Raw genomic sequence first — 26,898 nt, 5'->3', positions numbered from 1 at the left:
CGGAACGTCCTTTAATCGCCGCGAACACCTGGGCGCACCGCTGTTACCGTCAGCGCCGAACCAGGGAGGCGGTATGGGCCGGGGAGTGCTGGAAGGCGCGTTCTTGCTGCTCGAGGAGATCATCGACACCGAGGAGTGCGGGCTGAGCGAACTGGCCGCCCGGACCGGGTTGCCCAAGGCCACCGTGCACCGGTTGCTGGACCAGCTCGTGCAGCTGGGCGCGGTGGAACGCGGCGAGGGCCGGTACCGGATGGGTGCCCGGATGTTCCGCTTCGGCACCGGCTGGCGCTCCGGCGCGGACCTGCGCGCGGCCGCGCTGTACCCGTTGCGGCAGTTGGCCGCCGCCCTGCCCGGAGCCGCGGTCAGCGTGGCCGTGCCGGACCGCGAGAACACCCTGGTGCTGGGCGCGTTGCGCGGGGAGACCGATGAGGCGCTGCCGCTGCGCGCCGGGCTGAAGTACCCAGCCGAAGGCGCGTGGCAGGTGCTGTTCAAGGCAGCGCGGGACGGCGACGGCGTGTTGTACGTGCAGGAGTCCACCTGTGCGCAGGAGGTGGCGGGGATCAGCGTGGTGGTGCGCACCCGGACGGGCGAGGTGTGCGGCGCGGTGTCCGCCTCGGTGCTGGACCGGCGGCGGCTGCCCGCGATGGTGCCCGCGGTGCGGCACGCCGCCGACCTGGTCAGCGGCCAGCTCGCCCGGATCTGGCGACCCAGCGGCCCGGTCACCGCCTAGCCTGTGGACAACCCGCGCCGATTAGGCTGAACGGCCCATCCTGGTACTACGATTGGCCCCCGGTTCGCAGATCGGACACAGAGGGGCCTCCCTTGACCCAGGGACTGAAGTTCGCCGTGCTGGGGCCGGTCCGGGCCTGGCGGAACGGTTCCGCCGTCGGCCTCGGATCGCCGCAGCAGCGCACCGCACTGGCCATCCTGCTGCTCGCCCGCGGCCGGATGGTCTCCACCGACGAGATGGCCGCCGCGCTGTGGGGCCTGGACGTGCCGCGGGCCGCCCGCGGCACCATCCGCACCTACGTGCACCGGCTGCGCCGCGCCCTGGAAGAGGAAGCCGGCGAGCCGGTGGTGCACTCCACCACCGGCGGCTACGCGTTGCAGGTGCCGCCGCAGACCCTGGACCTTGGCCGGTTCCGCGAGCACGTGCGCGCCGCCGAGGCGGCCAAGGCCCGCGGTGACCGGGAGAGCGCGGCCACCCACCTGCACCAGGCATTGGCCGAGTGGCAGGGCGAACCCATGTCCGACCTGAACTCCGAGTTCGCCGAGTCCGAACGCGGCAGGCTGGGACAGCGGCGACTCGCCGTGCTGGAGGAGCTGGCCGCACTCGAACTCGACCTCGGCCGCAGCCCCGACCTGCTCGACCCACTGGCCATGGCGGCGGCGGCCGAACCGCTGCGGGAGCGGTTGCACGAGCTGCTCATGCTCTGCCTGTGCCGCGCGGGCAGGCAGGCCGAGGCGCTGAGCGTCTACGACCGGCTGCGCCGCCAGCTCGGCGACCAGCTCGGCGTCGACCCGGCCCCGGCCATGCGTGAGCTGTACCAGCGCATCCTGGAAGGCGACCCGGTGCTGCTGGCCCCGCCGCCCCCCGCCGCGCCCCCCGAACCCGCCGCCGCACCCGCCCTGGTCCCGGCCCAGCTGCCGGTCGACCTGCCCGTGTTCACCGGCCGCGAGCAGGAACTCGACCGCCTGATCACCGCGGTCCGCCCCGGCGCACCCGACGCGCCGGGGGTGGTGATCGTGCACGGCATGCCGGGACTGGGCAAGACCACCTTCGCCGTCCGCGCCGCGCACCGGCTGGCCCCGCACTTCCCGGACGGCCAGCTCTACCTGGACCTGCGCGGCTTCGAGGACGGCGACACCGAGGTCGACCCGATGGAAGCGCTGTGGTTCCTGCTGGACTCCCTCGGCGTGCCCACCCAGCAACTGCCCAGCCGCCTGGACACGCTCACCGCGTTGTACCGCAGCGTGCTCGCCGACCGCGGCTGCCTGATCCTGCTGGACAACGCCCGCGACACCCGCCAGGTGCTGCCGCTGCTGCCCGGCAGCTCCCGCTCGCTGGCCGTGATCACCAGCCGGGACAACCTCTCCGGCCTGGTCGCGGGCACCGGCGCGCACACCGTGCCACTGGAACTGCTCAGCGACACCGAGGCCACCAACTTCCTGGCCCGCCGCCTCGGCGAACCCAGGGTGGCCGCCGAACCCGAAGCGGTGCGACAGATAGTCCGCACCTGCGCCCGGCTGCCGCTGGCCCTGGCCCTGGTCGCCGCCCGCGCCGCCAGCTACCCCTCCTTCCGGCTGGCCGACCTGGCCGCCGAACTCGACGGCAGCGAAGGCGCCCTGGACGCCTTCGCCGGACCGGACAGCCGCAGTGACATCCGCTCCATCCTGTCCTGGTCCTACCGGGCGCTGAGCCCCGAGGCGGCCCGGATGTTCCGGCTGCTGTCCTGGTTCCCCGGCCAGGTCATGGAAGTCCGCATCGGCGCCACCCTGGCCGCGCTGCCCATCCCCAAGGCGCACGCGCTCTTCCGCGAACTCGCCGCCGCCCACCTGGTCGAGGAGATCCGCCCCGGCGGCTACACCTGGCACGAACTGCTGCGTGCCTACGCCGCCGAACTCATGGAGGAGATCGACAGTCCCGAGGAGCTGCTCGCGGTCCGCGGCCGCGGTGCGCAGACCGCGCTGCACACCGCCTACAACGCGGCCCGGCTGCTCTCCGTGCACCCCGACACCGCCCGGCTGGGCGAGCCGGCCCCGTTCGTCTACCCGCGCAAGTTCATCGGCCACAACGACGCCTTCGCCTGGTTCGCCAACCACCACTCGGTGCTGATGACCATGGTGGAGCGCGGGATCAGCCTCGGTGAGGAACGCGCCGCGTGCAGCCTGGCCTGGTCCATGCGGCACTACCTGGACTGGGCCGGGCACTGGCGGGACCTGGAACACGTCAACCGGATCGCGCTCCAAGCCGCGCAACGCATCGGCGACCGCATCGCGGCCGGATACGCCCACCGCGGCCTGGCCAGGGTCGACTGCCACCACTACCGCTTCGAGCAGGCCAACGCCCACCTCGACGAAGCCCTGGACTGCTTCGCCGAGGACGACCTCGCCCGCGCCTACACCCTGCGCCAGTACCTGGGCGTGCGGCAGCTCGAAGGCGACTTCGCGGGCGCGCTGGCGCAGGCCAACACCGCCATCGAGTTGTTCCGCCAGGCCGACTGCGCCATCGGCGAACACGGCGCCCTGCTCGGCGTGGCCTACAACCAGATCCGGCTCGGCCAGGTCGAGGAGGGCCTCACCACGGCGCTGGACGCGTTGGAGGTACTGGAGAACGCGGGTGAGATCTACGGCCTGTCCTCCGCGCTGGACACCGTCGCCGGCGCCTACCAGCGCCTCGGCCAGTACCAGGCCGCCGCCGAGTACCGCCGACGGCACGTGGCCTTCAACCGGGACCTCGGCCAGGGCAGCGACCTGGTCAGCTCCCTGTTGCACCGCAACGTCACCAGTGGCCTGATCAACCTCGCCGAACTCCACCACACGATGGAGCAGCACGCCGAGGCCGACGCCGAACTACGCGAGGCCATGACCCGCCTCAGCCGCGAACTCGCCGAGAGCTACCTGGCCATCAGCCGCTACGACGAGGCCAAGGCCACCCTGCGCGCCACCCTGGCCAACCTGGACGACTTCCTGGCCGAACCCGATGGCGCGCAGTGGTATCCGCGGGCGATGAAGGTGCTGCAGAAGACGGTGGCCATCGCCGAGGAACTGGGTGTGGGCGCCTACATCCTGGACAACTGACGATCGGCCCGGCCGCGGTTCAGTCTTTCGCCTCGCGGACGTCCGCTCCACGCTCGGCGAAAGCCTTGAAGTCCCGCATGTGCTGTAGCGACTGCTTGCGGAAGGTGCCGGGCATCAGAAGCCCCACCAGCCGCATCAGCAGGCTGCCGAACCGGTATTCGTTCTCGCTCACCCAGAGCGTCGTGTCCGGGCCGGTTTCGGTGAAGCGGTCGCGGGTGGCGCTCCACATGCCGTTGCCGACCAGCTCGCGTTCGAAGTGGACGGTGTCCTCCCGCGCGATCCCGTGCGGGTCCACCGGTTCCCGGCGGGTGATGGTCTCGAGGCCCTCGAACTCCTGCTGCCCCATCCGCAGCACCACCCGGGACTTGGTGCCGAGCTGCCCGTGCACCCCATCCTGCGGCTCGTGCAGCACCAGGCCCCGCAGCCACTTCGGCAGGTGTTCCGGGTCGGCGAGCAGCTGGACCACCCGCTCCCGCGGCAGGGCGATCTCCAGCGAGACGGTGTACTTCATGGCGGAGCGCTCCAGTCCTCAAGTGACCGGCCGCACACTAGCGGAGGGCCTGCCGGCGCGCTCAGCACAACGCCGGAAGGCCCTCCACACAGCCGGAATCAGCCCTCCAGCAGGGGCAGCGCCGCGAAGGTGTGGTGCTGCCAGATCAGGCGGGACGCCTCCTCCGGGTAGGCGGTGACCGTGGGCTCGGTGTCGAAGAGCCGGGTCAGCCGCTGCTCGCTGTCGTAGGCGGGCCAGCCGGGGTCGCCGTGGGTGGCGAAGGCCGTCCAGGCCGCGCGCATCCGGGCGGAGACCGGCTCCGCGACCGACGGGTCCTCGCCGATCAGGGCGGCAGGCTGGCCGCGGTCCAGGCTGCCGAAGACCAGGGGCACGTCCAGGCCGTGGCAGGCGGCGAAGATCCCGCCCATGCCGGGTGCGGGCCAGGTCAGCTCGAACAAGTGCACGCGGCCGCCCGCGCTGGCCTGGGCCTGGGCGAGGTGGAAAGAGGGCATGCGGAACAGCCAGTCCGAGTTGACCAGCTCGTGCAGTTCGTCCGGACTGGCCCCTGGGAAGCTTGTGCGGTACCGGCACGCGCCGCCTTCGGGGGCGAAGGTGGCCAGCGCGGTGGCCGCCTGCTCCTCGGTCACCATCCCGAAGACGCCCTCGACCACGTTGAACAGCCGCTGTTCCTCGCGGGTGTGACCGACCACGAGGTCGACGCCCCGCGCCGCACCCGCGGCCACGGCCTGCCACGGGGAGGCAGGCAGGATGTCGCCGTCGACCACCGGGGAGAACGGGATCTGGCGGTGCGCGGCCAGGCCCCAGCGGTGCGTCCAGTCGCCGATCTTGGCCATCACCGCGTCACCGGCGGCGGCGAACTGTGCCGGGGTGGCGGTGGACAGGTCGGCCACGGTGGGCCGCAGACCCAGTTCGGCGGCGGCGACGGTGGCGATGTCGGCGGCCAGCTCGGGGCTGAAGACGGTGCCCGGCGCGCTCTGCACGATCGCCCGGTGGAACAGCCCGGCCGCCCTCGGCATCGCCAGCAGGCAGGCGATCGAACCGCCGCCCGCGGACTGGCCGAAGACGGTGACCCGGTCCGGATCGCCGCCGAAGGCCCGGATGTTGTCCCGGACCCACTCCAGCGCGGCGACCTGGTCGAGCAGGCCCCGGTTGGCCGGTGCGCCCTCGATCTGGGCGAAGCCCTCCAGGCCGACCCGGTAGTTGAAGGTCACCAGCAGCACGCCGTCGCGCACCAGCCGGTCGCCGTCGTACTCGGGCAGCCCGGACATGCCGAAGGCGTAGGCCCCGCCCTGGAGCCACACCATGACCGGCAGGCCAAGGCCGGGGTCTGGTTCGGGGGTGAAGACGTTGACGGTCAGCCAGTCCTGGCCGGGGTTCTGCTCGGCCAGCGCGTCCATGCCGAAGAACCCGGCCTGCGGGGGCGGCGGCCCGTACGCCACGGCCTCCCGCACCCCGTCCCACGGCTGGACCGGTTGCGGGGCCGCGAACCGCAGCCTGCCGACCGGTTGGTCGGCGAACGGAATCCCGCGGAAGACCGCCACGCCCGCCTCCCGGCTGCCCCGCACGGCGCCGGCCGCCAGGCGAACTTCAGACTGGGCTCCGGACGGCGTGGACGCGGCAACAGACATCGGATTTCCTCTCGTGGCGGGCCGGGCGCCCGCGACTATGGAGCCGCGGCGGCCAGGGCGGTGGGATCATCCACGCCGGGTCTGGACAGTCGCCACCGAATTACCGCTGACCGGAATTGGTTGCCCCAAAGGGCGAATCCGGGGGCGGACCGGGTGGTGACAGGAAGCGGACACCCGCGGCGGGGGAGCGGGCCGGGCGGGGAGGATCGCGGGGGTGTGGCTGGTGAAGGCGAGGCGGGGCATGGCCAGGAAACGGCGCAAGGGCGGGGAACCGGCGCCGCCCGGGTTCGCGCTGCCGCCCGGTGCGCTCGACGCCGCCGCGGCGGCGATGCGCGATCCGCTTGCGCCGCAAGGACTTGGTGCTCCACCCCGGCGGCAGCCGCCGGTCGGGCGGCGGGTGCCAGGGCTCGCGGGCGGTCCGGCCACGTTCATGCTGCCGCTGGAGCAGCGGGTGATCGTCCGGGCACTCCGGCCCTTCCTGCGGCCCAGCGATCCGGAACCCGGCACCCTGGCCGGGCTGCTCGCGCCGCGGCTGCCCGAACTGGCGGCGCTGCTGGCGGCCAGGGAACGGCTGAAGACGATCAGCGGCACCGTGGCCGGGCTGCGGCTGGAGGCGGCCGTCTGCCGCACCGACCCGGACCTCGACCTGAGTGGGGCGGGCACCTCGGTGGCCGACGCCCTGGTGCGGCTGGCCCGCCGGATCGCACCCAGTGGCGACTCCGGCGACAACGAGCTGAACGACGGTTTCCGGGTGGTGCGCCGGATGTTCAGCCAGCGCCTGCGTGCACGCGCCAGGGAGCTGACCCCGGCGGAGAACCCCGGCGGCGGCGACTGGACCCGCACCCCCGTCCCGGCCGCCGAACCCCTGCCACCCAGCCGGGAACTCGGCACGCTCACCGCCCTGACCCGCGATCTGCCCAGCGGCGATCGGGCCCGCCACCGCCTGTGGGCCGACCGCCTGGCCCCGGCCCTGACCCAGTTCCGCTTCGCCAGGTACCCCACCCCGGTCGAGCACCAGGACCTGCTCCGCCACTTCCTGGCCAACCTGCCCGAGCTGACCGAACTCGGCGCGATCAACCAGTCGCTGACCGAGGCCGAACGCGAGCACAGCGAACTGCACTGCCGGCTGGCGCCGAAACGGCAGTCCTTCGGCATGACCTCGGCCGAGGTGCGCTGGCGCAACGCGCTGGCCGCGGAACTGCGGGCGCAGGCCGAGGCGGTCGGGGTCGGCGGCGCGCTCGGCGTCGGTTTCGGCGCGGCCTTCGACGCGGCCGCCAGCGCCATCGTGCACACCCTGCGCGACCTCGCCGACCGGCTCACCGTGCACTGACCAGCCCAAACCGCGTGTTGGCCGTTGTCGTACGCCACGTTGGCCGTTCCGGTACGCCGCACAACAGGGTGATCGGTCGGATACACCGGGTTGGTTCTGCCGGTACACCCATCCTGGTTAAAACCGTGTCCCGCTCCGGTCACCATGAACTTCGACATCGGCGAACACTCGGGAGGGGTCAGGGGTGTTCGTTGTGCACCTGCAGGCTGAAGCGGTCGCCGCGGAACAGCGAACGGACCCGGTGCACCGGCACCCCGGTCCGGTCGTAGCCGATGCGGTCCAGCGCCAGCATCGGCACCGTCGGCGCGACATCCAGGAGCGTGGCCTCGTGTGGATCGCAGAGTGCGGCGCTGATCTGGTCCACGGTGCGCGCCACCGTCACGTCGTAGTGCTCGCGCAGGCAGTCCAGCAGCGATTCGGCCGGGTCGAACACCGAGGTCAGCCCGGGGAACCGGTCGGCGGGCAGGTAACTGGACTCCAGCAGCAGCGTGTCCGGTCCGTTGACCAGCAGCCGCCGCAGGTGCAGCACCAGCTCACCCGGCGCGAGGCCGAGCTGCAACGCCAGTTCCAGGTCGGCGGGCAGGTACTCCTGGGTGACCAGCAGCCGCGCTGGGTTGTCCTGGCCAAGCTGGGCGCGGTCACAGCCGGCCGCGGCCAGGTCCTGCACCAGTTTGGGCGCGGCCACGAAGGTCCCGCTGCCGCGTTTGCGGGACACCCTGCCCTCGCTGGCCAGCTCGATCATGGCCTGGCGCAACGTCATCCGGGCCACGCCGAGCCGCTGCACCAGGTCCCGTTCCGAGGGCAGCGCCGCGCCGGGACCGAGCTGGTCGATCAGCTCCATGATCCGGGCCTTGGCCCAGTAGTACCTCGGCTCCTCGGCCGGGGCGGTCCAGCTCGGCGCGGCGGTGATGGTGATCTGCCTGCCGTCCACGACCAGCAGCACCGCCCGGCCACGCAGCGGACTGTCCAGCCGCAGGCGCAGCGTGGTCAGCACCTCGCGTTCGCGGGCCGGGCCGAACGGGATGCCGGCCAGGCGCACGGTGACCCGGTCCGCGGACTCGGTGCGCTGGTGCGCGCACAGGTCCAGGCTGGTGCGCCCGGTGAGCTGGACGATCAGCTCGGCGCCCTCGCCGCGCGTCCACCAGGTGGCGGTGAGCGCGGGCGTGTGCGTGGCGAGTGCGGGCAACGACAACGTCATGGCGTACTCCCTGGCGGTGGATCAGCCCGTTCTTGTTTGTCAGACGCTAAGGCCGGGAAGGGGTGCGCGGTGATCAACTGCCTGCACGGGCCCTAACCACTGCCCATTTCAACCATGCCCCGCCATCGAATCATTGAAAGCGGTTCGGGAAACCGGGGAAGGGCAGCCGGTCCGCCGGCCAATACCGACGAGTGATTTCCGCGGAGGTCAACCATGCAGGATTACCGATGGCTGCACGGCCGGGTGGCCGAGCTGTCCGCCGCCGTGTCCGAGGGCGACCGCTGCCGCGCGGAGCAGCTCGTCGCGCACACCAGGGCCGAGGGTGGGCTGGAAGCCGCCGAGTTCCTGCTGGTAGAGCTGCTGATGCTGATCTCGGGCCAGGCGCAGCCGGATGCGGAGGAAGCCTTGGGCTGCCGGTGGGGCGGGGACCCGTGAGGGGGTCCCGGCCCCACCGGAGCCGGGGCGGGCGGTCGGCCCCTGCTGCCGACCGCACGCCGTGCGCCCCGCCCGCTGCGAGGGCTGTCAACAGCTTGCGGCGGGGGCGGTTCGTGCCACGTCGAAAGGCTATGTCGACCCCGGATCGGGGAGAAGGGCGCTGCACCTAAGAACCGGAATACCTGCCCTCTTGACTTCGATAATCCGAGATTAATTCGGGTGTCGGTGGCAATTGGTCGATTTGGTGTGTTCCGGGGTAGCCCGCCGGGGTGAACCTGGCGAGCGCTTACCAGCGCTTCACGGCCCGCGTCGAACACTGGGATGCGAATAGCTGTTCCGGTTCGAGGAGGGGCGCTGATGAGCACAGCCTGGGAAGCAAACCGGCGAACAGTGCTGAAGGCGGCGGCGGCCTCGGCCGCGCTCGCCCAGGTCCCCGCGCCCACCGCCGCGGCGGCCCCGGCCGATACGCGGGCCGCGGCAGCCGAGAGCGGGGCCGAGATCGTGTTGCGGGTCAACGGCGAGCAGCGGCGGCTCCGGGTGGAGAACCGGGTCACCCTGCTGGACGCGCTGCGCGAACGGCTCGGCCTCACCGGCACCAAGAAGGGCTGCGACCGCGGCGAGTGCGGCGCCTGCACCGTGCTGGTCGACGGCGAGCGGATCAAGTCCTGCCTCACCCTCGCGGTGATGCGGCAGAACTGCGAGATCACCACCATCGAGGGCCTGGCCGACGGCGACCGGCTGCACCCGGTGCAGGCGGCGTTCATCCGCCGGGACGCCTTCCAGTGCGGCGGCTGCACGCCGGGGCAGATCATGTCCGCGGTGGCCTGCATCCACGAGGGCCACACCGGCTCGGCCGAGGAGATCCGGGAGTGGATGAGCGGCAACCTGTGCCGCTGCGCCGCCTACGCCAACATCGTGCACGCGGTGCAGGACGCGGCCGGGGAGATGCGCCGGTGAGGACCTTCGACTACACCGCGGCCCGCACCGTCGAGGAAGCCATCCGACTGGTCGGGGAACGTCCGGGTGCGGCCTATATCGCCGGTGGCACCGACCTGCTCAACCTGATGAAGGACGGCGCCCGCGCTCCCGACCGGGTGGTCGACATCAACGCGCTGCCGCTGGCCGGGATCACCCAGGACCGCGGCGTGCTCCGGATCGGCGCGCTGAGCAGGATGTCCGCCGTGGCCGCGCACCCGCTGATCCGGCGCAGCATGCCGGTGGTGGCGCAGGCCCTGCTGGCCTCCGCATCGCCGCAGGTGCGCAACATGGCCGCGATCGGCGGGAACCTGTTGCAGCGCACCAGATGCGGCTACTTCCGGGACACCGCCGCCCCGTGCAACAAACGTGTGCCCGGCAGTGGTTGCGCCGCCCTGGACGGGGAACACCGCCAGCACGCGATCCTCGGCGTCAGCCAGGACTGCATCGCCACCCACCCCTCCGACCTCGCGGTGGCGCTGCTGGCGCTGGACGCGACCGTGCTCACCCAGGGCCCGGACGGTCCGCGCCGGGTGCCGATGCGCGATTTCCACCTCGTGCCGGGGACCACGGCCGACCGCGAGAACGTGTTGCGGCACGCCGAACTCATCACCGGCGTCGAGGTCCCGCTGACCGCGATGGCGGCCCGGTCCCGCTACCTCAAACTCCGCGACCGGGCCACCTTCGAGTTCGCCGTGGTCTCCGTCGCGGCCGCACTGGACCTGCGCGGCGGCCAGGTCCGCGATCTCCGGCTGGCCTTCGGCGGGGTGGCCACCAAACCCTGGCGGTCCGAGGAGGCCGAGGACCGGTTGCGCGGGCGTCGGCTGACCACCGCCGACCTGGACGCCGCCGGCGCCGCCCTGGTGCGTGACGCGGTGCCGCGCGAGCAGAACGCGTTCAAGTCCACCCTGGTGCGGCGCGCGCTAACCGGCCTGGTCGAGGAGATGGGGGCACTGCGATGAGCCAACCGGTCGGTAGGGCGGTGGAGCGGGTCGACGGCCACCTCAAGGTCACCGGCGGCGCCCGCTACGCGGCGGATCGCACACTGCCGGGCATGCTGCACGGCGCGCTGGTGCTCAGCACCATCGCCCGCGGCACGGTCGCCGCGATGGACCTGACCGCGGCCAGGAACGCACCCGGCGTGGTGGCGGTGTACAACCACGAGAACGCGCCGCGACTGGTGCCGGGCAACAGCGGCCCGGCGCCGATGCAGAACGCCACCGTCGCGGTCAACGGCCAGATCATCGGCTACGTGGTGGCCGAGACCGAGGAACAGGCCCTGGACGCCGCCTCGATGATCACCGTCACCTACGGCGGGCAGCAGCCACCCAAGACGCTGATCGCGGACGCCCCCGGCGAGGCCATCCTGCCGCCGAACCAGGAACTCGTCCTCGGCGACCCGAAGGCCGGGCTGGCCAAGGCCGAGGTCACCGTCACCGGGCGCTATTCCAGCCCCACCCACCACCACAACGCGATCGAGCCGCACGCCGTGGTCGCGCAGTGGGAGGGCGAGAAGTTCACCGTGCACCTGAGCACCCAGGGCGTGGCCAACAGCCTCCGCTCACTGGCCGCCGCGGTGGGCGTGCCGGTGGCCAACGGCCGGGTCCAGTGCGAGTACCTGGGCGGCGGGTTCGGCGGCAAGACCTCCAACGCGGCGGGCCCCTACGCCCAATACACCCTGGCCATCGCCAGGGAACTGCGCCGCCCGGTCAAACTCGTGCTCACCAGGGCGCAGCTGTACTCGGTGATCGGGCAGCGCGCCGAGTACCAGGCCGAGGTCACCCTCGGGGCCACCAGGGACGGCGCGCTGACCGCGATGCTGCACTTCGGCACCCAGCAGCTGTCCAGGAGCACCGGCACCCTGCTGTACAACCCCAACCGGTCGGTGCAGCGGCTCTACGGCGTGCCCAACCTGCACACCCGCGCCCAGGGCGTGCGCCTGGACCTGCCGACCGCGGCGTTCATGCGGGCGCCGGAGATGTGCGCGCACTTCGCCATGGAGACCGCCCTGGACGAACTCAGCCACGAGCTGCGGCTGGACCCGGTCGAGCTGCGGCTGCGCAACTACACCGAGATCGATCCGGCCACCGGGCGGCGCTACAGCTCGAAGTACCTGCGCGAGGCATACCAGCTGGCCAGGGACGCCTTCGGCTGGCAGCACCGCGACCCGCGTCCAGGCAAGACCAAGGACGGCAAGGAGTTCATCGGCTGGGGCATGGCCACCGAGGCGCACGCCTACGAGGGCGGCGTGGGCTCCGCGCTGGTGCGGGTGGCGACCGACGGCACGGTGCTGGCCCGGTCCGCGACCCAGGACATCGGCACCGGCACGTACACGGTGATGACCCAGGTGACCGCCCAGGCACTGGGCATCCCGGTGGCCAAGGTGCGCTTCGAACTCGGCGACACCACCTTCCCCACCGCGGGCATGTCCGCCTCCTCCGCCACCGTGCCCAGCCTCACCGGCGCGGTCGACAAGGCCGCCCGCGCGGTCCGCGGCACGGTCATCCGCCTGGCCGTGGCCGACCCCCGCTCACCCCTGCACGGCCTGCCCCCCGAACAGATCACCGCCGAACACGGCTTCCTGTGGCACCAGAGCGACCGGTCCCGCCGGGACAGCTACCGCGACCTGCTCACCCGGCACGGCGCCGCGGTGGAGCACCTGGCCAGCGGCACCAACGAACCCGGCAACAGCACCGGCGCGGTGTTCGTGGAGGTGCGGGTCGACCCGCGCTACGGCCGGGTCCGGGTGAGCCGGATGGTCGGCGCCTACGACTGCGGCCGCGTGCTCAACCGGCACACCGCCCGCAGCCAGGCCATCGGCGGCCTGGCCTGGGGCATCGGCAACGCCCTGATGGAACACACCGTGTACGACCGCCGCACCGCCAGGGTGGTCAACCCCAACCTGTCCACCTACCTGCTGGCCGTCAACGCCGACATCCCCGACCCGGAGATCCTGTTCGTGGACAAGGCCGACCCGGTCAGCACCGCCCTGGGCGCCAGGGGGTTCGGCGAGTGCCCGATCACCGGGGTGCCCGCGGCCATCGGCAACGCCATCTTCCACGCCACCGGGCGGCGTCTGCGCGACCTGCCCTTCACCCAGGACAAGCTGCTCTGACCCGGCCGCACCACAGGGCGTGACCGCTTGGTGCCACCGCGTCCCATTCGGTGCCGCCGCCTTCCACGCTGAACGCCATGACCACCGCCGAGCAGGACCGCCGACAGCGGGCGCTCGCCGACCTCACCGCGACCGCGGAGTCCCCGGACGGCCTGGTCGAGGCCACCGTCGGCGCTTTCGGTGACCTGCGTGAACTGGACCTCGACCCCCGCCACCAGCGCGGCAGGGACGCCGCCGCGCTGGCCGAGACCATCCTGGCCACCGTGCGGGCGGCCGCGCACGCCGCGGCCGCCACCGCCTACCACGTGCTCGCCCCTGACCTGCCTCCGGACCTCGATCCGGACGAGGCCGACCTGCTGTTCGGGCCCGCGCTGCACGCCCTCGACCACCCCGGACCGCACCGGTCGGTGGCGGATTCCCGGCCGGTCATCGGCGCGGGCCTGGACGACGAACTCTGGCGCCACCGGCTGACCGCGCTGCGCGAGCGGGTGCGGACCGCCACCGCGACCGCCGACTCCGCCGACGGCCTGTTCGCCGCCACCGTCAGCGGCCGGGGTGAACTCCTCGACCTGTGGCTTGACCAGCGAATCTACCGGACCTCGGACGCCCGGCGACTGGCCGAGGGGATCACCGGCACGGTGCGCGCGGCCATCGAGGCGGTGCGGGCCGACATCCGCGCCGACCTCACCGACATCCTCGACGGAAGGAGCCCGCGACCATGAACCAGCCGAAATCGGACATCCACCTGGTCGCCAGTCAGGTCGAGCCCGCGCTCGCCGCGATGGACACCCAGCGCCACGACCTGGACGTGGCCTGGCTCGACGGCTCGGCCCAGATCCGGGCCGGGGAGGGCGGCTTCGGCCCGATCGACACCCTGGTGCGCGCCTTCCGGCCCGGCTACCTGGCCAAGGCCGATCCGGTGAAGCCGGCTGCGGAGCGGCGGCAGGCCGACTACGGCTCGCTCATCGCGGCCGGGCGCTTCAGCGTGGACGTCTATCGCCGCGGTGACGACGTCAGCGCCCTCGGCTTCCCCGACTCGTACTAGGCGCTGTCATGGCGATCCAGGAACCGGATTCGGGTCTGTGGAACGAGGTCCGCCCGCGCACCGAATGGCCTGCCACCGACGAGACGATGATGCGGGAGCTGTCCAGGTCCTGGGCGAAAACCGGCGCGACCTTCGAGCGGATCGGCGCTGAGCAGCCGGACGCCCGGCTGGTCAGCGGGTGGACCGACGGCAACGGCGGCACCTTCCGCGGCAAGGTCGAGAAACTCCGCGGCCTGGTCTTCGCCAACGGCGTGCGGATGAAGGAGCTGTCCTGGCTCACCGAGCAGTACGGCAACGACGTCGCGCACGCCAAGACCGAGATCCGCGCCTTCATCGCCAACCGCGAACCCTTCTACGCCCAGGTGAATGGCCTCTTCGGCTTCTTCGCCGACGCCCAGGCCAAGGAGACGCTGCTGCGGGAGGTCGCCAACACCATCAACATCTTCCTCGCCGAGATGGCCGGGCGGATCGGCGCCCGCGCGCAGGGGGCGGCCGACCTGGTGCTGCCGGATCTCGTGGACAGCGCGCTCGACCCGCCGGAAGGTGGCGGGGCCATCCCGCCGCCGCTGAACCCGAGAGGCAGAGGCCGTCGCGGGGATCGCCCGAAGAACACCGCGCCAAGACCCGAAGTGCCGGTGCTGGACGGAGGAAGCCTGGCCGGGGTCGGCCGCAAGATCTGGGCGAACAACAATCCCTCCGCGCTGATCGGCACCCGGACCCCGGAACAGCTGCGCGCACTCGCGAGCCGGAGCGATGCGGTGCAGCTGCGAGACTTCTACCAGGCCGCCGCCGACACGAACCGCGGTGCCGAGACAGCTCCGGCGCGTGTGCGGCTGGCCCAGGAGATCATCGATGCATGGGACGGGTGAGGACACGATGGACGACACCGTGCTGCTGAAGTTCGCGGCCGCGCCAGGGTCCACCATCAGCGTGGGCTTCGAACCGATCGGCAGCACCTTCTCCTTGAGCGACGGGGACTTCGTCCACCTGCGCACCCCGGCGGCCAACGTGGGCAAGATCGAGGTGGTGGTGTGGCCGAACGGGATCAGCGTGGAGGTGCCCTACCCCGACGAGTACGCGATCCTCAACCGCGATGGGGACGTGATCGACTGGCTCTGACTCGATCGGGTTGCGCGGTTTGACCTTGACGTAACTGGAAGGTTTAGCGTCCCCGGCATGACGATCACAGTTCTGGACACCTACCCGGCCATCCGGGAGATCCTGCGGTCGCCGCACGCCGACCGCGCCGCGCTGCTGCAGGCGATGCTGGCGCCGGCCGCCGACATGTACCGGTACTTCCCCGGTGAGGTCGACCTGGTCGCCATGCACGCGATGTCCTCGGGCTTCCCGCTCGACCGGGACGAACAGCGTTGCCTGGACGCCCTGGAAAGCCTGCGCCAGGCCGATGCCTGGGGCCGGATCGAGCGGGCGTTGCACCGGGCGGTGGGAGTGCAGCTGGCGGCGACGCCGGGGATCACGGTGCCGGACCTGACCGTGCTCATCGTGCTCGGCGACCCCGGCGACGCCCACTTCATGGGGCCGAGCCTGGGTATGAACGCCAACGGCAGCATGTCCGGGTACATCTACCTCAACTTCTGGCCGTACCCGGAGAACCTGGCCCGGCTGGAGGCGACCGCGGTGCACGAGCTGAACCACAACCTGCGCTACAGCCCCGGCGGCGTCATCTGGGACCCGGCGACGGTGACCGTGGGGGAGCAGATCGTCTCCGAGGGACTGGCCGACGCCTTCGCCCGCCAGCTCTACGGCGACGAACTCGGCTACGCCCGCCTCGGCGTCCCGCACCTGGGTGATGACGCGGTGTTCGCCAAGGTCGTCACCGGCCTGGAGATCACCGGCATGCAGAACTTCACCGCCTGGGTGCACGGTGACGAGGCCGCCGCCCGCTACGGCGCGACCCCGGTCGGGCTGCCAGCCGGGGCGGGGTACGCGGTGGGCAACCGGCTGGTCGACGCCTACCTGGCGGCGACCGGGCAGACCGCGGCGGAGGCGTTGCTGGCGGATCGACGCGCGGTGATCGACACCGCGCTCGCCGCCGCGAAGTGACCGCGAGTCCTCGGCGCGGTGCCGGTGCACACCGGTGCCGCGCCGGGGGCACACCGGCAGGACGGACGGGCAGATCACCGGTCAACTAGACGTTTGCGCAGTTGACCGGTGCTTTCCTGACACACCTGCTGGGCGGGGCCACGCCGCCCACCGAGGAAAGCCGGCCGCCATGACCGTCACCGACGAACCCGCGCAACGCGACCGCCGCTTCGACCAGACCCGTCTGCTGGAGAGCCTGCACTGGCCGATGCGGACCAACCCCGACACCGGCGAGCGCGAACTGCTGATCGGCGAGGAGATCGGCGCGATCGCCATGCGCGCTGGCCTGGGCGCGGAGACCAACTCGATGCTGGCCCTGCACATGCTGACCGTCCCGGTGCTGGGCTGCTCGGGCAGGCCGGAGGAGTGGATCTTCCTCACCGGCCCGGCAGGCGCCAGCCTGCGCCTGACCACCCTGGCCGACCTGTCCCGCATCGCGGTCTGCCTGATCCCCCGCCAGACCTGGCTGCCACTGCCGTCCGCCGAGGCGCCCGGCCGGGTTCGCTGGGTGGTGCCGCCGTTGCGCGGTCAGACGCTGGCGCCGTGGCAGTCAGTGATCAGCGCGGTCCGGTCGACCTCCTCGGTGTCCTCCCAGCGCGGTTGACCTGGCCAGCGCGAGGCCCCACAACGCGAAGTTCCCGTACACGACGGGCAGCACCCACCCCGTCACGAAGTGCGGACTGTCCACTGTGGAGTCAAACGCGAGCAGCAGAACCCCATACACACCGGGAAACCCCGCACTGACCAGCAGCAGACTGCCAAACCACCCAACCCCCGTCAGCAAGCCCCGCACCGAACGCGAACCCCACCCCCGAGCCTGGGCCAGCGCGATCACCATCGCGACCAGTGCGGCCAGCACCGTGCCCCAACCCGCCAGCCAAGCCCCAAGACCCGCGCCGAAAAGCGAGCCCAGCGCACCGGCCTGCATGAACCCGTGCTGCCCGCCCAGCGCCCAGTAGGTCTTGAGCAGCAGGTAGGGCAGGGGCAGGGCGCACGCGGCGTAACCCCACCAGGACTGGCTCCCACGACCGGCGGTCGCCCGGAGGAAGAGCAGGGCGCTGACCGCGGCGAGCCCGCGCAGGAGCACGGTCGCGGTGTCGGTCGCCGACGGCACGACCGCCACCAGCCCGAGCAGCTCGAAGACGAACCCGCCGCTGACGGCGAAGAGCGTGAACGTCACGGCCGCGCCGACCCGCTGCCAGCCTGGCCGGAATCGCGAGTGACGGAGCAGGAGCGTGGTGAGTCCACAAAGGACTGCGGCGAGGATCAGCCAGCGGGGGACCATGGTGGGTGGGTAGTGCTGTGCGCCGGGTGGGTTGGGCGCGAGTGCCCACAGCAGTCCGGCGGCCGCGCAGAGCAGGGCCGTGATGTGGTCGGTGCGGCTCCAACTGGAACCGGCGCGGGCCCTGCTTGTGGTTGACATGGCGGTCTTTCCGGTTGGCACCGCGTGCCAGGAGCACGCGGTCGTGAACGTACCAAGAAGCCTCAGCCTGGTGCCAAAGTGGCCGCCGCACTCGCCGGATCAACCCTCGTCGCCACGATGCTGCTGCTCCCCGGCGTCACCACCACGGCCCAACCCACCGCCGCGGACTGCCTGCCGGGCTCCGGGCGGTCCGTCGGACGTGATCACGCCGACGTCCCCGCCGACAAGGTGCGGGCCGTGCAGGCCGAGCTGACCCGGCGCTTCGGCGCCGACGGCGATGTCCGGCTGGCCGCCGCGACGATCAACGTGTACGTGCACGTGGTCAGCAAGGACACCACCCTCGCCGGCGGCGACATCCCGGACAAGCAGATCGCCGACCAGATCAAGGTGCTGAACACGGACTTCCGCAACACCCCCTTCCAGTTCGTGCTGGCCGGCACCGACCGGACGGTCAACCCGGCCTGGCACCTCGCGAAATGGGACAGCCCCGAGGACCTCGCCATGCGCCGGGCCCTGCGCAAGGGCAGCGCGGCCGATCTGAACCTGTGGTTCAACACCTCCGGCGGCTCCCGGGAGAACCTCGGCTACGCGACCTTCCCCTGGGACGCCTACCGGCACCCGCGGATCGACGGTGTGGTGATCCAGTTCGACACCGTGCCCGGCGGCACCCTCGCGCCGTACAACCTGGGCCGCACCGCCACGCACGAGGTCGGCCACTGGCTGGGACTGCTGCACACCTTCCAGGGCACGTGCGACACCCCAGGGGATGAGGTGGCCGATACGCCTTACCAGGCCTCGGCTTCCGAGGGGTGTCCGGAGGGGCGGGACTCCTGCCCGGCACCCGGCGCCGACCCGATCCACAACTTCATGGACTACAGCGACGACGCCTGCCTGACGGTGTTCTCCTCCGGCCAGATCAAGCGGATGAAGATGATGGCGGTCACCTATCGCGAACTGGGCTGAGCCGCCAGCGCGGCAATAGGCTGTGGCGGCATGAAGCCCGCATTGGTGATCGTCGACATGCAGGAAGTCCTGATCCCCCTGGTCTGGCAGGGCGCCGAACTGGCCGACCGGATCGCCGCGCTGGCCCGCGACGCCCGCCGGCACGGCACACCCGTGCTTGCGCTGCAACAGATCGGCCCCAGCGGCTCCATGTTCGACCCCGACGCCCCCGGCACCCGGCTCAGTGCGCGGCTGGGCCTGGAACCGACCGATGTGGTGGTGCGTAAGACCGCGACGGATGCCTTCTACAGCACCGATCTCGCCGTGCTGCTCACCGAGCGGGAGGTGGACACCCTGGTGCTGACCGGGGTGGCCACCGACTACTGCGTGGACGCGACCGCGCGGGCCGCGGTGAGCCACGGGCTGGACGTGGTGCTGGTCAGTGACGGGCATGCCGGTGCCGCGGGGGGCGATCCGGTGGCGGGGCTGAGTGCGGAGCAGGTCGTCGACCGGCACAACCGGATCCTCAGCACCGCCATCCACCCGGGTGGCACGGTGCGGTTGTGCCCGGCGGCGGAGGTTGTGTTCGGGACGGGGTGAGTGGGTCACCGGCAGAAGTGGTGGCAGTCGTTCTCGCCTGGGCACGGCACTGTGTCCATTCAGGCAGTCTCGCCCAACCGGTCGGTCGGGCTGGCATCGTGGGATCTTGGCCGATCCGATGTGGACGGTCCGCGTGCTCAGTTGAAGGAGACCTCAGTGTCCCTGCGTCACAAGGCGATCCGGGGCGGCAGTGCGGTTGCCGTGGCCGCGATCGGCCTCGGGGTGCTCGCCGCGACCCCGGCCGCCGCCGGTGCGTCCGCCGCGAGCTGCAGTGATCCGGCCGGCAAGGTGCAGGCGTGTGTGGAGACCGCTGGTGGGTCGGTGTCGCCGTCGGCGTTCCAGCAGGGGCCGCTGCCGGGGGACTGCCGGATCCGGGTGGTGTTGCGGGCGCCGGACGGGCGGGTGGCGAGCACGCCTCGGCAGGCCTGTTTTGTGGGACTGACCAGGGGACCGGCGTTGGTCGCCGGGCCGGGTAAATGGGTTGTTGTGGCGGAGGTGACCTCCGGTGGTCGGACGTTCGCGGCGGCTTCGGCGGAACTCGTTCTTACCTGATTGACGTTCTCTTCGCCCTAGCGGACGGAGATTCCCTCCACGCTGCGTGTGGAGCACGCGGCGTCCGGGTGGATTACCGCTTCGTTGCGCGGTGCCGGCATCGCTGCTGGTCTGACCCGCGCTCCACGGTCGTTGAAGTCCGCCCGTCCGGCGGCCTTGATGTTGATCGCGGCGTTGACGTCCCGGTCGTGGTGGCTGCCGCAGCGGCAGCCCCACCTTCGGATCTCCAACGACATTTTTTCGTTGATCCGTCCGCAGTCTGAGCATGTCCGGGTCGACGGGAAGAACCGGTCCACCTGGCCGAAGGTGCGGCCGTACCGGGCTGCCTTGTACTCCAACATGCGAATGAACGATGCCCATCCGGCGTCGTGCACGGACTTCGCCAGCCTGGTCCGGCCGAGACCAACCACACACAGGTCCTCGACGAAGACCGCTTGGTTGTCGCGGATGATCGACGTCGAGAGCTTGTGCAGCCAGTCCTTGCGGGTGTCGGCCACCCGCGCGTGAGCGCGGGCGAGTTTCACGATGGCTTTCCTGCGGTTCTGACTCCCTCGCTGCTTGCGGGAGAGACCCTGTCGTAACCGGCGCAGCTTGCGGGCGGCCTGGCGCAAGAACCTCGGCGCGGCGATTTTCGTGCCGTCAGAGAGCACGGCGAAGTGGGTCAGGCCCAGGTCGATGCCCACCTCGGACTTGGCTGGCGGCAGTGTTTGGTCATCGGCAGTCCGCACGACGAACGAGGCGAAGTACCGGCCCGCTGAATCTCTGATCAGGGTGAGTGAACTGGGCTCGGCAGGAAGCTGGCGTGACCAGCGAACCGGTACTTCGCCGATCTTCGGTAGCCGTAGGTGGCCGTTGACCAGCACCTTGAAGCTGCTGTTCCTGGTGAAGCGGATCGCCTGTCGGTTGTCCTTGCGGGACCGAAACCGAGGCGGGCCGACCTTACCGCCCTTTCGTTTGCCCGAGACCGAGGCGAAGAAGTTGCGGTAGGCCAAGTTCAGATCGGCCAGGGCCTGCTGCAACACCACGGAGGAGACCTCTCGCAGCCACGCCCGCTCTGGTGTGTCCTTGGCCTGGGTGATGACCTGCTTGGACAGGTCCCCATCCGAGATGTACTTCTCGCCGTTGTCCCGTGCTGTCTGCCGTGCCCGCAGCCCGTCGTTGAATACCACCCGAGCGCACCCGAACACCCTTGCCAGCGACTGCTGCTGGTCGGGCGTCGGGTAGACGCGATAGTTGTACCGGAGCTGCACCAGCCCAGGGTAGTTGCAGTGACAGCACCTGTTCGCCCTGTGTGCTCACCCGGGCTTCGTGACAGCGTTCCGGCACAAGGTGTCCAGATGAAACTGGACAGTTCCGGCAAGTGCGCCTCCTCATCTTTCGCAGGCTCCGCGCCGGTTGCGCACCGATGACCATCATCCGGCATCCATACGTTGAGCAGCAGAACCGCCCAATTTGAGGCGGTCGCCGACACAGCGCCGGTGGCCGCCCGACTGCTATTGGCAAATTGCCATCCGAGGTTTTCACCCGTTGGTGTGCTGTCGGCTGACCAGTCCACCGCATTAGCCTGCGTTGGTCCGGCGGGCCGGTCCGGCCTTTCCACGCGCGGAGCCCGCCGGGCTCGACGGTGGGAGGCGAGAAAACCGTTGCTTGGCTGGCTGTGCAGCATCCCGCTCTGGGCGCTGATCGTCGTCAGTGTGATCCACTGGCGCCGCACCAGGAATCAGCCGCTCTATTCCGAGGACGATGCGGGCTGAGCCCGAATGGGTCCCTTCGGGCGCGTCCCGAGGGTCATCTGGACACATTCCCGTCCGTGGCCACAACGATTGCGCCAACTCGGCTTACATCGGAGTGGGCACAGCACGCCGTAGCCGGCCGTGAGGGAGACGCGGATGACCAGCATCGCCGAACCATGCCAGGAACCGGCCGATCCCGGGACCCATCCGGTGCTCGGCATCCCGGCCGGACCCCCGGACTACAACGGCACCCAGGTGTGGCGGCTGCCGCCGGATGCCGGGCCCTGGCCCGAGGTGGACGTCTTCACCGGGCGCAGTCAGGCCCGCGCGGCCGCCGGTCTCGGTGAACTCGCGCTGGCCGCGGGGGCGGAGTTCTTCGTCATCCGCTGTGCCGACGTCGAGGTGAGCAGGCTGCACCGGGAGGACACCGGGGTGCCTGCCTGGCCGGTCGAGGTTTTCATCGTGGTGACGCCGGTCGGGCCCGCGGCGGCCCGGTTCGAGGTCTTCGCCGGCGACCCGGCCGAGGGTGTGCGGCTGGCCGTGGCAAGTCTGCTGGCCCGGCCGGTGCAGGCGGTGCGATCGGCGCGCGCACCCGGCTGAGCCCGGCCCGGCGGCGATCAGCTGCCGGTCTCCGCGAGCAGCCGCGCGGTCGCCCTGGTGTGCCGGTGGGCCGCGCCCAGCACCCGCTCGCGCACCGGCAACAGGCCGCGCAGCCGCTCCCGTGCCGCGGCGAGCAGACCGGCCGCCAGCTCCCACAATGCCAGTTCGTGCCAGGTCAGCAGGGTGCGCGGGTGGGCTGGGCCCTGGGACTGGCGGCGGTGGTCGAGCAGGTCGGCGAGCATGGCCGCGGCCTTGGCAGGCTGGCCGGACAGGCCGGTGCAGCGGGCCAGGGCGTGCCAGGTGCTCAGGGTGTGCGGGTCGTCGGGGCCCAGGGTGGTGCGGCGGATGGCGCGGATCTCGCGGAGCTGTTCGACCGCGGTCTCCGGTTCGCCGGACTCACCGCGGCGCAGCGCGAGTTCGTGCGTGGTGGTGTGGGTGTCCAGGTGTTCCGGGCCCAGGGTGGCGGTGCGCAGCGGGAGCAGGGTGCGCAGCATGGCCACGGCGGCCAGGGTGTGGCCGGCCTCGCCGGTCCAGTGCGCCAGGCAGTGCTGGGTGCGCAGGGTCTCGGGTTCGGCCGGGCCGAGCACGCGCTGGCGCAGCGGCAGCAGTTCGCGGGACAGCGCCGCCGCGCGGTCGGGATCGCCTGCCTCGCCGGTCCAGTAGGCCAGGCTGTGCCAGGTGCGCAGGGTGCGCGGGTGGTCGGGGCCGAAGGCGGCGCGCTGCAGCGGCAGCAGATCCTCGAACGCGGCGGCCGCGGGCAGCGGATCACCCGACTCGCCGGTCCAGCGGGCCAGCAGATCGCGGGTCACCAGCGTTTCCCGGTGCACCGGGCCGAGCCGGTCGATGAACTCGGTCACCAGTCCGCGCAGGGCGGAGGCGGCCGCGCCCGGATGCCCGGCGCGCCCCAATGCCTCTGCGAGTCCTCTTCGCTCGGCGGGCGTCCGGCCTTCGGTTCGCACCTCGTCCAGATCCACCCCCACATCCCATCATGTCCGCGGCGGGCATCCGGCCAAACCCGCCGCGTTGCGGCAACAGGCTCATTGCGAACTGATCTCGTCCGGACTAACCGAGGTTGGCGCTCGGGCAGGATGATCCGACCGATGGCCACCGGGAGGGCGAATCCGCTGGTGACCGGATGTGTTGTGCGCCAAGCAAGCATCGCCCCGCACCGTCCACACGTGTGTCCACTGTGGACTGAAATTGGCCGGGTCCACCGCATGATCGCCGCGTTGCGCCGGTAATACGCCAGGACTGCTCCGTTGAGGTGAACGTTGATGTTCACCCGGATGGCCGGGCCCCGTTGCACCGAAGGGCAGCGGGGTTGCCCGAGTGGTCAGGCAGGATTGGCGCCGATCCGCGAACCGGTTGTCTGTGCACGTGATCGTCGAGTTGCCCTGTGGTGAACCGGACTGGCAACGTCGCCGTCGGGGGAAGCACTGGGCAAGGGGGAACGGGATGCCACTGGTCGGCCGGGAGGCCCAGCTGCGGCAGTTGACCCGGCTGCTCGGCGAACCGGCCGGGGGCGGGCTGACCGTGGCCGAGGTGGTGGGCGAACCCGGCCTTGGCAAGACCCGGCTGCTGGAGGAGCTGCGCGATCGGACCGGGCGGCGACTGCTCGGCTGGGGGCGTGGGGTGGAGTTCGAGCCGCGACCGGCCTTCGGCATGTTCGTCGAGGCCCTCGACCCACTGCTGGCCGACCACGTGCTGCCCGCCGCCCTGCGCACCCGGCTGGCCTCGGTCTTCCCCGCCTGCGCCGGCCGCGACACCGACGGCCTCGACCTGGACGCGGAACGGTTCGTGCTGCACCGCGCGGTGATCAGGGCCCTGGAACTGCTGGCCGAGCACCGCGGCCTGGTGCTGGTGCTCGACGACGTGCACTGGTGCGACCCCGCCTCGGCCGAACTGCTCGCCCAGCTGCTCCGGCAACCACCGCGCGCCCCGGTGCTGCTCATCGCCGCCTACCGGCCACGCCAACTGCCCAGCGCGGTGGCCGCGGTGCTCACCCGCGCCGTCCCGGCAGGCAGCTCCCGCCGGATCGAACTTGGTCCGCTCGAACTGGCCGAGGCCCGGCGGCTGCTCGGACCCGGCGTCGGCGGCCTGCGCGCCGCCGCCCTGCACCAGGCCAGCGGCGGCAACCCGCTCTACCTGGAGGCCCTGGCCCGCGCCCCGGCCGCGGCGCTGCACCCGCACCAGCTCGCCGAAGCGGTCCCGGCCCCGGCGAAAACCGCGCTGCTGGCCGAGTTCACCCGGCTGCCCGAACAGGTCCGCCTGGTCGCCAAGGCCGCCGCGGTGATCGGCGAACCCATCGAACCCGACCTGGTCGCCGCGGCCGCCGGACTCGGCCTGGCCGAGACCCTGGCCGCCGCGCAACAGCTGATCGCGGCAGACCTGTTGCGCGCCAACGGTCCTGAGCGGGTGGTCACCTTCCGGCATCCGCTGCTGCGGGCCGCGGTGTACGAATCGGCCAGCCCGCTCTGGCAGTCCACCGCGCACCGCAGGGTCGCCGACCTGCTGCGCGAGCGCGGCGCCCCGGCCGTCCAGCTCGCCCCGCACCTGGCCCGCTGCGGCGAGATCGGCGACGCCTCCGCCATCGAGGTGCTCACCCGCGCCGCGGAGAACCTGCAACTGCACGCCCCGGCCGCCGCGGCCAGCCTGCACCGCGCCGCCCTCCGGCTCACCCCGGAGGACGCCGGCCTGCCCCGGCTGCGGCTGCAACTGGGCTACGCCACCAGCATCGCGCTGACCGGCGACGTCGAGGAGGCACTCACCGTCCTGCACGACATCCTGGCCCGCACCCCCGGCGACGACGACCTGCGGCAGACCGCGGTCGGCCGCTGCGCGCTGCTGCACCGCTGGCGCGGCCAGCTCGCCGACTCCGAGACCCTGGTGCGCCGCGAACTGGACCGGGCCCCGATGACCGACACCCCGGCCGGCGCGGTGCTGTGGCTGACCAGGGGCCTGATCGAGTTCCGCCGCGGTGGCTACCAGTCCGCGCTGGCCGCCACCCGGCTCGGCTGGGCCGCCGCGATCTGGTGCAAGGACCCGTCCCTGCAGATCGCCGCCCGCGCGATGGCCGTGCTCTTCGCCCCGCCCGACGGCGGCGCGGAGGCCAGGGACAACCTGGACATGGCCGCCACCGCGCTGGACAAACTGCCCGACGCCCAGGTGCTGCCGCTGTGGAACACGCTGACCTGGGTGGCCATGGCCGAGCAGACCCACGACCGGCACGCCGACGCCGTGCGCCACCTCGACCGCGGCCTGCACCTGGCCCGGCAGCGCCACCAGCACCTGCTGATCTGCGAGTTCCTCACCCCGCGCGCGGTCTCGCTGTCCGCGCTGGGCAGGCTGCCGGAGGCCGCGACCACGGTGCGGGACGCGATCGAGGCGGCCCGGCTGGTCGGCGCGCTGCCGCCTTACCTGATCGGGCTGACCGAGCTGCTGACCATCGCCCGCTGGCGCGGCGGCGTGGAGGCGGCCAGGGCCGAGGCCGCCGAGGTGCACCCCGATGTCTACGACAGCGATTTCCAGCTCGGCGCCTGGGTGCTGTTCCGCCGCACCGCCGCCCGGCTCGCCCTGGGCGAGGCCGCCGACTTCCGCGCCGAGGTCCAGGCCCTGGGCGGACCGGGGTTGCCCGGCCTGCTGCACGCCTACCGGCCCGAGCACTACGAGACGCTGACCGAGGCCGCACTGGCCCGCGGCGCGTTGATCGAGGCGCGTGACTGGGCCGCCCGCGCCGAGGCCACCGCCGAGCAGAACCGGCCGCGTGGCTGGGGATTCGCGCTGCTGGCCCGCGCCAGGGTGCAGCTGACCGAGACCGAGGGATGGGCCGCCGCGCAGACCGCGACCGCCGCCGCGCGCAGCTTCCACACCGCGGGCGACCTGGTGCACACCGGCCGGTCCCGGCTGCTCACCGGGATCGCCCTGGCCGAGGCAGGCCACCGGGAACGCGCGCTGGGCGAACTCGACCGCGCCGCCGCCCTGTTCACCGGCGCCGGCGCGGAACTGCTGCTCAAGGAGACCACCCGGCAGCAGCGCCGCCTCGGCCTCCGCCGCGTCCCGACCGGCCCCGGACCCACGCACAGCGCACCCGGCGACCTGACCCGGCGGGAGTCCGAGGTGGCCGCGCTGGCGGGGGAGGGGCTGACCAACAAGGCCATCGCCACCCGGCTGTTCCTGTCCGAACGCACCGTGGAGACCCACCTGGCCCGGGTCTACCGCAAGCTCGGCGTGCCGCGCCGCTCCGCGCTGGTGGCGCACCTGCACCGCGGGGTCAGTTGACCGCGAAGGCGTGCAGTGTGTTCACCGCGTCCCACAGCCAGGCCGCGTGCTGGTAGGTCAGCTGCCGGTCCGCGGGCGCGTCCGGCAGCTCGCCGGTGGTGAGCAGTTCGGGCGCCCAGGTGGCGGTGTAGGCGATGCGCAGGTGCAGCAGCACCGAACTCCAGCCGCGCACCGAGGCCGGATCGGCGGGCAGCGAGATCAGCCCGGTGGACTCGTCCAGGGTGTCCAGCGTGGTGGTGATGCCGGCGCGCAGCTCGGCCAGGAAGTCCGGCTCCCACCACAGCTGGATCTCGGCCGGATCGTCCCGGTCCAGCAGCGCCGCGCGCAACAGCGTGCCCAGCACCGGTTCGCTGGGCAACTCCGGCGGCAACGGCATGCCCAGCAACGCGCCGAGTGGGTAGCCGGTGGAGTACTGGGCGGTGCGCCAGTCGATGAGCTGGGCCAGTTCGCCGAGCCGGGCGCGCAACCAGCGGATCCGGTGTGGCTGACCGTGGCCGGCGAACCGGGTGCCGGCCCGTGCCCAGCGGATCACCGCCGCCACCCCCATCCTCTCCGGATCATGCAGCGTACCGGTTCGTGTCCCCCGGCAGGGCGTGGGAGCTACCCGACCGGCTGATCCGGGTGGATAC

Annotated in this window: 25 protein-coding genes; 18 read left to right on the top strand and 7 right to left on the bottom strand. The window is 71.9% G+C overall.

Annotated features, from left to right (window positions below; translation table 11 throughout):
* Positions 1-73 precede the first annotated feature (73 nt).
* Complete coding sequence (locus HNR67_RS30140; protein ID WP_185005562.1) at positions 74-730, top strand: helix-turn-helix domain-containing protein; 657 nt, start codon at positions 74-76, stop codon at positions 728-730.
* Positions 731-822: 92 nt separating this feature from the next.
* Complete coding sequence (locus HNR67_RS30135) at positions 823-3,801, top strand: AfsR/SARP family transcriptional regulator (protein ID WP_185005561.1); 2,979 nt, start codon at positions 823-825, stop codon at positions 3,799-3,801.
* A gap of 19 nt (positions 3,802-3,820) precedes the next feature.
* Here the strand turns inward: HNR67_RS30135 and HNR67_RS30130 are convergent, their stop codons facing one another.
* Together HNR67_RS30130 and HNR67_RS30125 are read right to left on the bottom strand one after the other, a co-directional pair.
* Positions 3,821-4,312: an SRPBCC family protein gene (locus tag HNR67_RS30130; RefSeq protein ID WP_185005560.1), complete on the bottom strand. Its 492-nt coding sequence runs from the start codon at positions 4,310-4,312 to the stop codon at positions 3,821-3,823.
* Positions 4,313-4,410: 98 nt separating this feature from the next.
* Positions 4,411-5,940 carry a carboxylesterase/lipase family protein gene (locus HNR67_RS30125; protein WP_185005559.1) on the bottom strand — a complete coding sequence of 510 codons (1,530 nt, stop codon included), beginning with the start codon at positions 5,938-5,940 and terminating at the stop codon, positions 4,411-4,413.
* A gap of 223 nt (positions 5,941-6,163) precedes the next feature.
* On the opposite strand from HNR67_RS30125, the gene HNR67_RS30120 reads away from it, so the two are divergent.
* The gene (locus tag HNR67_RS30120; protein WP_185005558.1) at positions 6,164-7,270 is read left to right on the top strand and encodes a hypothetical protein; all 1,107 of its coding nucleotides are present in this window, start codon (positions 6,164-6,166) and stop codon (positions 7,268-7,270) included.
* A gap of 178 nt (positions 7,271-7,448) precedes the next feature.
* Here the strand turns inward: HNR67_RS30120 and HNR67_RS30115 are convergent, their stop codons facing one another.
* A complete protein-coding gene (locus tag HNR67_RS30115) occupies positions 7,449-8,468 on the bottom strand; it encodes a GntR family transcriptional regulator (protein WP_185005557.1) in 1,020 nt (339 codons plus the stop codon).
* A gap of 213 nt (positions 8,469-8,681) precedes the next feature.
* Between HNR67_RS30115 and HNR67_RS30110 the strand changes: the two genes are divergently transcribed.
* From HNR67_RS30110 to HNR67_RS30060, 10 genes are all read left to right on the top strand, one after another.
* Complete coding sequence (locus HNR67_RS30110; protein ID WP_185005556.1) at positions 8,682-8,903, top strand: hypothetical protein; 222 nt, start codon at positions 8,682-8,684, stop codon at positions 8,901-8,903.
* Positions 8,904-9,260: 357 nt separating this feature from the next.
* Positions 9,261-9,860 carry a (2Fe-2S)-binding protein gene (locus HNR67_RS30105; protein ID WP_185005555.1) on the top strand — a complete coding sequence of 200 codons (600 nt, stop codon included), beginning with the start codon at positions 9,261-9,263 and terminating at the stop codon, positions 9,858-9,860.
* On the top strand, positions 9,857-10,840 hold the full coding sequence (locus tag HNR67_RS30100; protein ID WP_185005554.1) for an FAD binding domain-containing protein: 984 nt from the start codon (positions 9,857-9,859) through the stop codon (positions 10,838-10,840). Before HNR67_RS30105 ends, HNR67_RS30100 begins: the two co-directional genes overlap by 4 nt.
* A complete protein-coding gene (locus HNR67_RS30095; protein WP_185005553.1) occupies positions 10,837-12,993 on the top strand; it encodes a xanthine dehydrogenase family protein molybdopterin-binding subunit in 2,157 nt (718 codons plus the stop codon). The genes HNR67_RS30100 and HNR67_RS30095 overlap by 4 nt, the downstream gene beginning before the upstream one ends.
* A gap of 77 nt (positions 12,994-13,070) precedes the next feature.
* The gene (locus HNR67_RS45055) at positions 13,071-13,715 is read left to right on the top strand and encodes a YbaB/EbfC family nucleoid-associated protein (RefSeq protein WP_246492628.1); all 645 of its coding nucleotides are present in this window, start codon (positions 13,071-13,073) and stop codon (positions 13,713-13,715) included.
* Complete coding sequence (locus HNR67_RS30080; protein WP_185005552.1) at positions 13,712-14,038, top strand: hypothetical protein; 327 nt, start codon at positions 13,712-13,714, stop codon at positions 14,036-14,038. The genes HNR67_RS45055 and HNR67_RS30080 overlap by 4 nt, the downstream gene beginning before the upstream one ends.
* Positions 14,039-14,046: 8 nt before the next feature.
* Complete coding sequence (locus HNR67_RS30075; protein WP_185005551.1) at positions 14,047-14,907, top strand: WXG100-like domain-containing protein; 861 nt, start codon at positions 14,047-14,049, stop codon at positions 14,905-14,907.
* A complete protein-coding gene (locus HNR67_RS30070) occupies positions 14,891-15,157 on the top strand; it encodes a hypothetical protein (protein ID WP_185005550.1) in 267 nt (88 codons plus the stop codon). The genes HNR67_RS30075 and HNR67_RS30070 overlap by 17 nt, the downstream gene beginning before the upstream one ends.
* 57 nt (positions 15,158-15,214) lie before the next feature.
* Positions 15,215-16,102, top strand: a complete 888-nt coding sequence (locus HNR67_RS30065; protein WP_185005549.1) for a DUF2268 domain-containing protein — start codon at positions 15,215-15,217, stop codon at positions 16,100-16,102.
* A gap of 169 nt (positions 16,103-16,271) precedes the next feature.
* Positions 16,272-16,745, top strand: a complete 474-nt coding sequence (locus HNR67_RS30060; RefSeq protein WP_185005548.1) for a hypothetical protein — start codon at positions 16,272-16,274, stop codon at positions 16,743-16,745.
* Here the strand turns inward: HNR67_RS30060 and HNR67_RS45900 are convergent.
* Positions 16,692-17,564, bottom strand: a complete 873-nt coding sequence (locus HNR67_RS45900) for a hypothetical protein (protein WP_185005547.1) — start codon at positions 17,562-17,564, stop codon at positions 16,692-16,694. The two genes, HNR67_RS30060 and HNR67_RS45900, sit on opposite strands and share 54 nt — an antisense overlap.
* A gap of 78 nt (positions 17,565-17,642) precedes the next feature.
* Here HNR67_RS45900 and HNR67_RS46430 point away from each other — a divergent pair, with 78 nt between their 5' ends.
* From HNR67_RS46430 to HNR67_RS45895, 3 genes are all read left to right on the top strand, one after another.
* Positions 17,643-18,527: a zinc metalloprotease gene (locus HNR67_RS46430; RefSeq protein ID WP_185005546.1), complete on the top strand. Its 885-nt coding sequence runs from the start codon at positions 17,643-17,645 to the stop codon at positions 18,525-18,527.
* A gap of 30 nt (positions 18,528-18,557) precedes the next feature.
* Positions 18,558-19,106, top strand: a complete 549-nt coding sequence (locus HNR67_RS30045; RefSeq protein WP_185005545.1) for an isochorismatase family cysteine hydrolase — start codon at positions 18,558-18,560, stop codon at positions 19,104-19,106.
* A 156-nt stretch (positions 19,107-19,262) separates the two neighbouring features.
* On the top strand, positions 19,263-19,658 hold the full coding sequence (locus HNR67_RS45895) for a hypothetical protein (protein ID WP_185005544.1): 396 nt from the start codon (positions 19,263-19,265) through the stop codon (positions 19,656-19,658).
* Between the two features lie 17 nt (positions 19,659-19,675).
* Here HNR67_RS45895 and HNR67_RS30035 read toward each other — a convergent pair whose 3' ends face one another.
* Positions 19,676-20,908 (bottom strand): RNA-guided endonuclease InsQ/TnpB family protein, encoded by a 1,233-nt coding sequence (locus HNR67_RS30035; RefSeq protein ID WP_185005543.1) that lies wholly within the window; start codon positions 20,906-20,908, stop codon positions 19,676-19,678.
* 639 nt (positions 20,909-21,547) lie between these two features.
* Between HNR67_RS30035 and HNR67_RS30030 the strand changes: the two genes are divergently transcribed.
* The gene (locus tag HNR67_RS30030; RefSeq protein ID WP_185005542.1) at positions 21,548-21,991 is read left to right on the top strand and encodes a hypothetical protein; all 444 of its coding nucleotides are present in this window, start codon (positions 21,548-21,550) and stop codon (positions 21,989-21,991) included.
* Positions 21,992-22,008: 17 nt separating this feature from the next.
* Here the strand turns inward: HNR67_RS30030 and HNR67_RS30025 are convergent, their stop codons facing one another.
* Entirely contained in the window at positions 22,009-22,965 is a 957-nt protein-coding gene (locus HNR67_RS30025) for a tetratricopeptide repeat protein (RefSeq protein ID WP_185005541.1), read from the bottom strand.
* A 481-nt stretch (positions 22,966-23,446) separates the two neighbouring features.
* On the opposite strand from HNR67_RS30025, the gene HNR67_RS30020 reads away from it, so the two are divergent.
* Positions 23,447-26,269 carry a helix-turn-helix transcriptional regulator gene (locus HNR67_RS30020; protein WP_185005540.1) on the top strand — a complete coding sequence of 941 codons (2,823 nt, stop codon included), beginning with the start codon at positions 23,447-23,449 and terminating at the stop codon, positions 26,267-26,269.
* On the opposite strand, the gene HNR67_RS30015 is transcribed toward HNR67_RS30020, so the two are convergent.
* Positions 26,262-26,801 carry a DUF2017 family protein gene (locus HNR67_RS30015; protein WP_185005539.1) on the bottom strand — a complete coding sequence of 180 codons (540 nt, stop codon included), beginning with the start codon at positions 26,799-26,801 and terminating at the stop codon, positions 26,262-26,264. The two genes, HNR67_RS30020 and HNR67_RS30015, sit on opposite strands and share 8 nt — an antisense overlap.
* Between the last annotated feature and the right edge of the window lie 97 nt (positions 26,802-26,898).

Origin of the sequence: Crossiella cryophila, from assembly GCF_014204915.1 — a bacterium.
In the GTDB taxonomy this organism is placed as follows: Bacteria; Actinomycetota; Actinomycetes; order Mycobacteriales; family Pseudonocardiaceae; genus Crossiella; species Crossiella cryophila.
Note: the sequence above shows the minus strand (reverse complement) of the source record. Positions and strands in the feature narration are given on the sequence as shown.

What these genes read in the sequence shown, in the direction of transcription:
- HNR67_RS30140 (WP_185005562.1), top strand. Translation starts at nt 74, where the DNA reads ATGGGCCGGGGAGTGCTGGAAGGCGCGTTCTTGCTGCTCGAGGAGATC.
- HNR67_RS30130 (WP_185005560.1), bottom strand. Translation starts at nt 4,312, where the DNA reads ATGAAGTACACCGTCTCGCTGGAGATCGCCCTGCCGCGGGAGCGGGTG.
- HNR67_RS30125 (WP_185005559.1), bottom strand. Translation starts at nt 5,940, where the DNA reads ATGTCTGTTGCCGCGTCCACGCCGTCCGGAGCCCAGTCTGAAGTTCGC.
- HNR67_RS30115 (WP_185005557.1), bottom strand. Translation starts at nt 8,468, where the DNA reads ATGACGTTGTCGTTGCCCGCACTCGCCACGCACACGCCCGCGCTCACC.
- HNR67_RS30110 (WP_185005556.1), top strand. Translation starts at nt 8,682, where the DNA reads ATGCAGGATTACCGATGGCTGCACGGCCGGGTGGCCGAGCTGTCCGCC.
- HNR67_RS30105 (WP_185005555.1), top strand. Translation starts at nt 9,261, where the DNA reads ATGAGCACAGCCTGGGAAGCAAACCGGCGAACAGTGCTGAAGGCGGCG.
- HNR67_RS30095 (WP_185005553.1), top strand. Translation starts at nt 10,837, where the DNA reads ATGAGCCAACCGGTCGGTAGGGCGGTGGAGCGGGTCGACGGCCACCTC.
- HNR67_RS45055 (WP_246492628.1), top strand. Translation starts at nt 13,071, where the DNA reads ATGACCACCGCCGAGCAGGACCGCCGACAGCGGGCGCTCGCCGACCTC.
- HNR67_RS30080 (WP_185005552.1), top strand. Translation starts at nt 13,712, where the DNA reads ATGAACCAGCCGAAATCGGACATCCACCTGGTCGCCAGTCAGGTCGAG.
- HNR67_RS30075 (WP_185005551.1), top strand. Translation starts at nt 14,047, where the DNA reads ATGGCGATCCAGGAACCGGATTCGGGTCTGTGGAACGAGGTCCGCCCG.
- HNR67_RS30070 (WP_185005550.1), top strand. Translation starts at nt 14,891, where the DNA reads ATGCATGGGACGGGTGAGGACACGATGGACGACACCGTGCTGCTGAAG.
- HNR67_RS30065 (WP_185005549.1), top strand. Translation starts at nt 15,215, where the DNA reads ATGACGATCACAGTTCTGGACACCTACCCGGCCATCCGGGAGATCCTG.
- HNR67_RS30060 (WP_185005548.1), top strand. Translation starts at nt 16,272, where the DNA reads ATGACCGTCACCGACGAACCCGCGCAACGCGACCGCCGCTTCGACCAG.
- HNR67_RS45900 (WP_185005547.1), bottom strand. Translation starts at nt 17,564, where the DNA reads ATGTCAACCACAAGCAGGGCCCGCGCCGGTTCCAGTTGGAGCCGCACC.
- HNR67_RS30045 (WP_185005545.1), top strand. Translation starts at nt 18,558, where the DNA reads ATGAAGCCCGCATTGGTGATCGTCGACATGCAGGAAGTCCTGATCCCC.
- HNR67_RS30030 (WP_185005542.1), top strand. Translation starts at nt 21,548, where the DNA reads ATGACCAGCATCGCCGAACCATGCCAGGAACCGGCCGATCCCGGGACC.
- HNR67_RS30020 (WP_185005540.1), top strand. Translation starts at nt 23,447, where the DNA reads ATGCCACTGGTCGGCCGGGAGGCCCAGCTGCGGCAGTTGACCCGGCTG.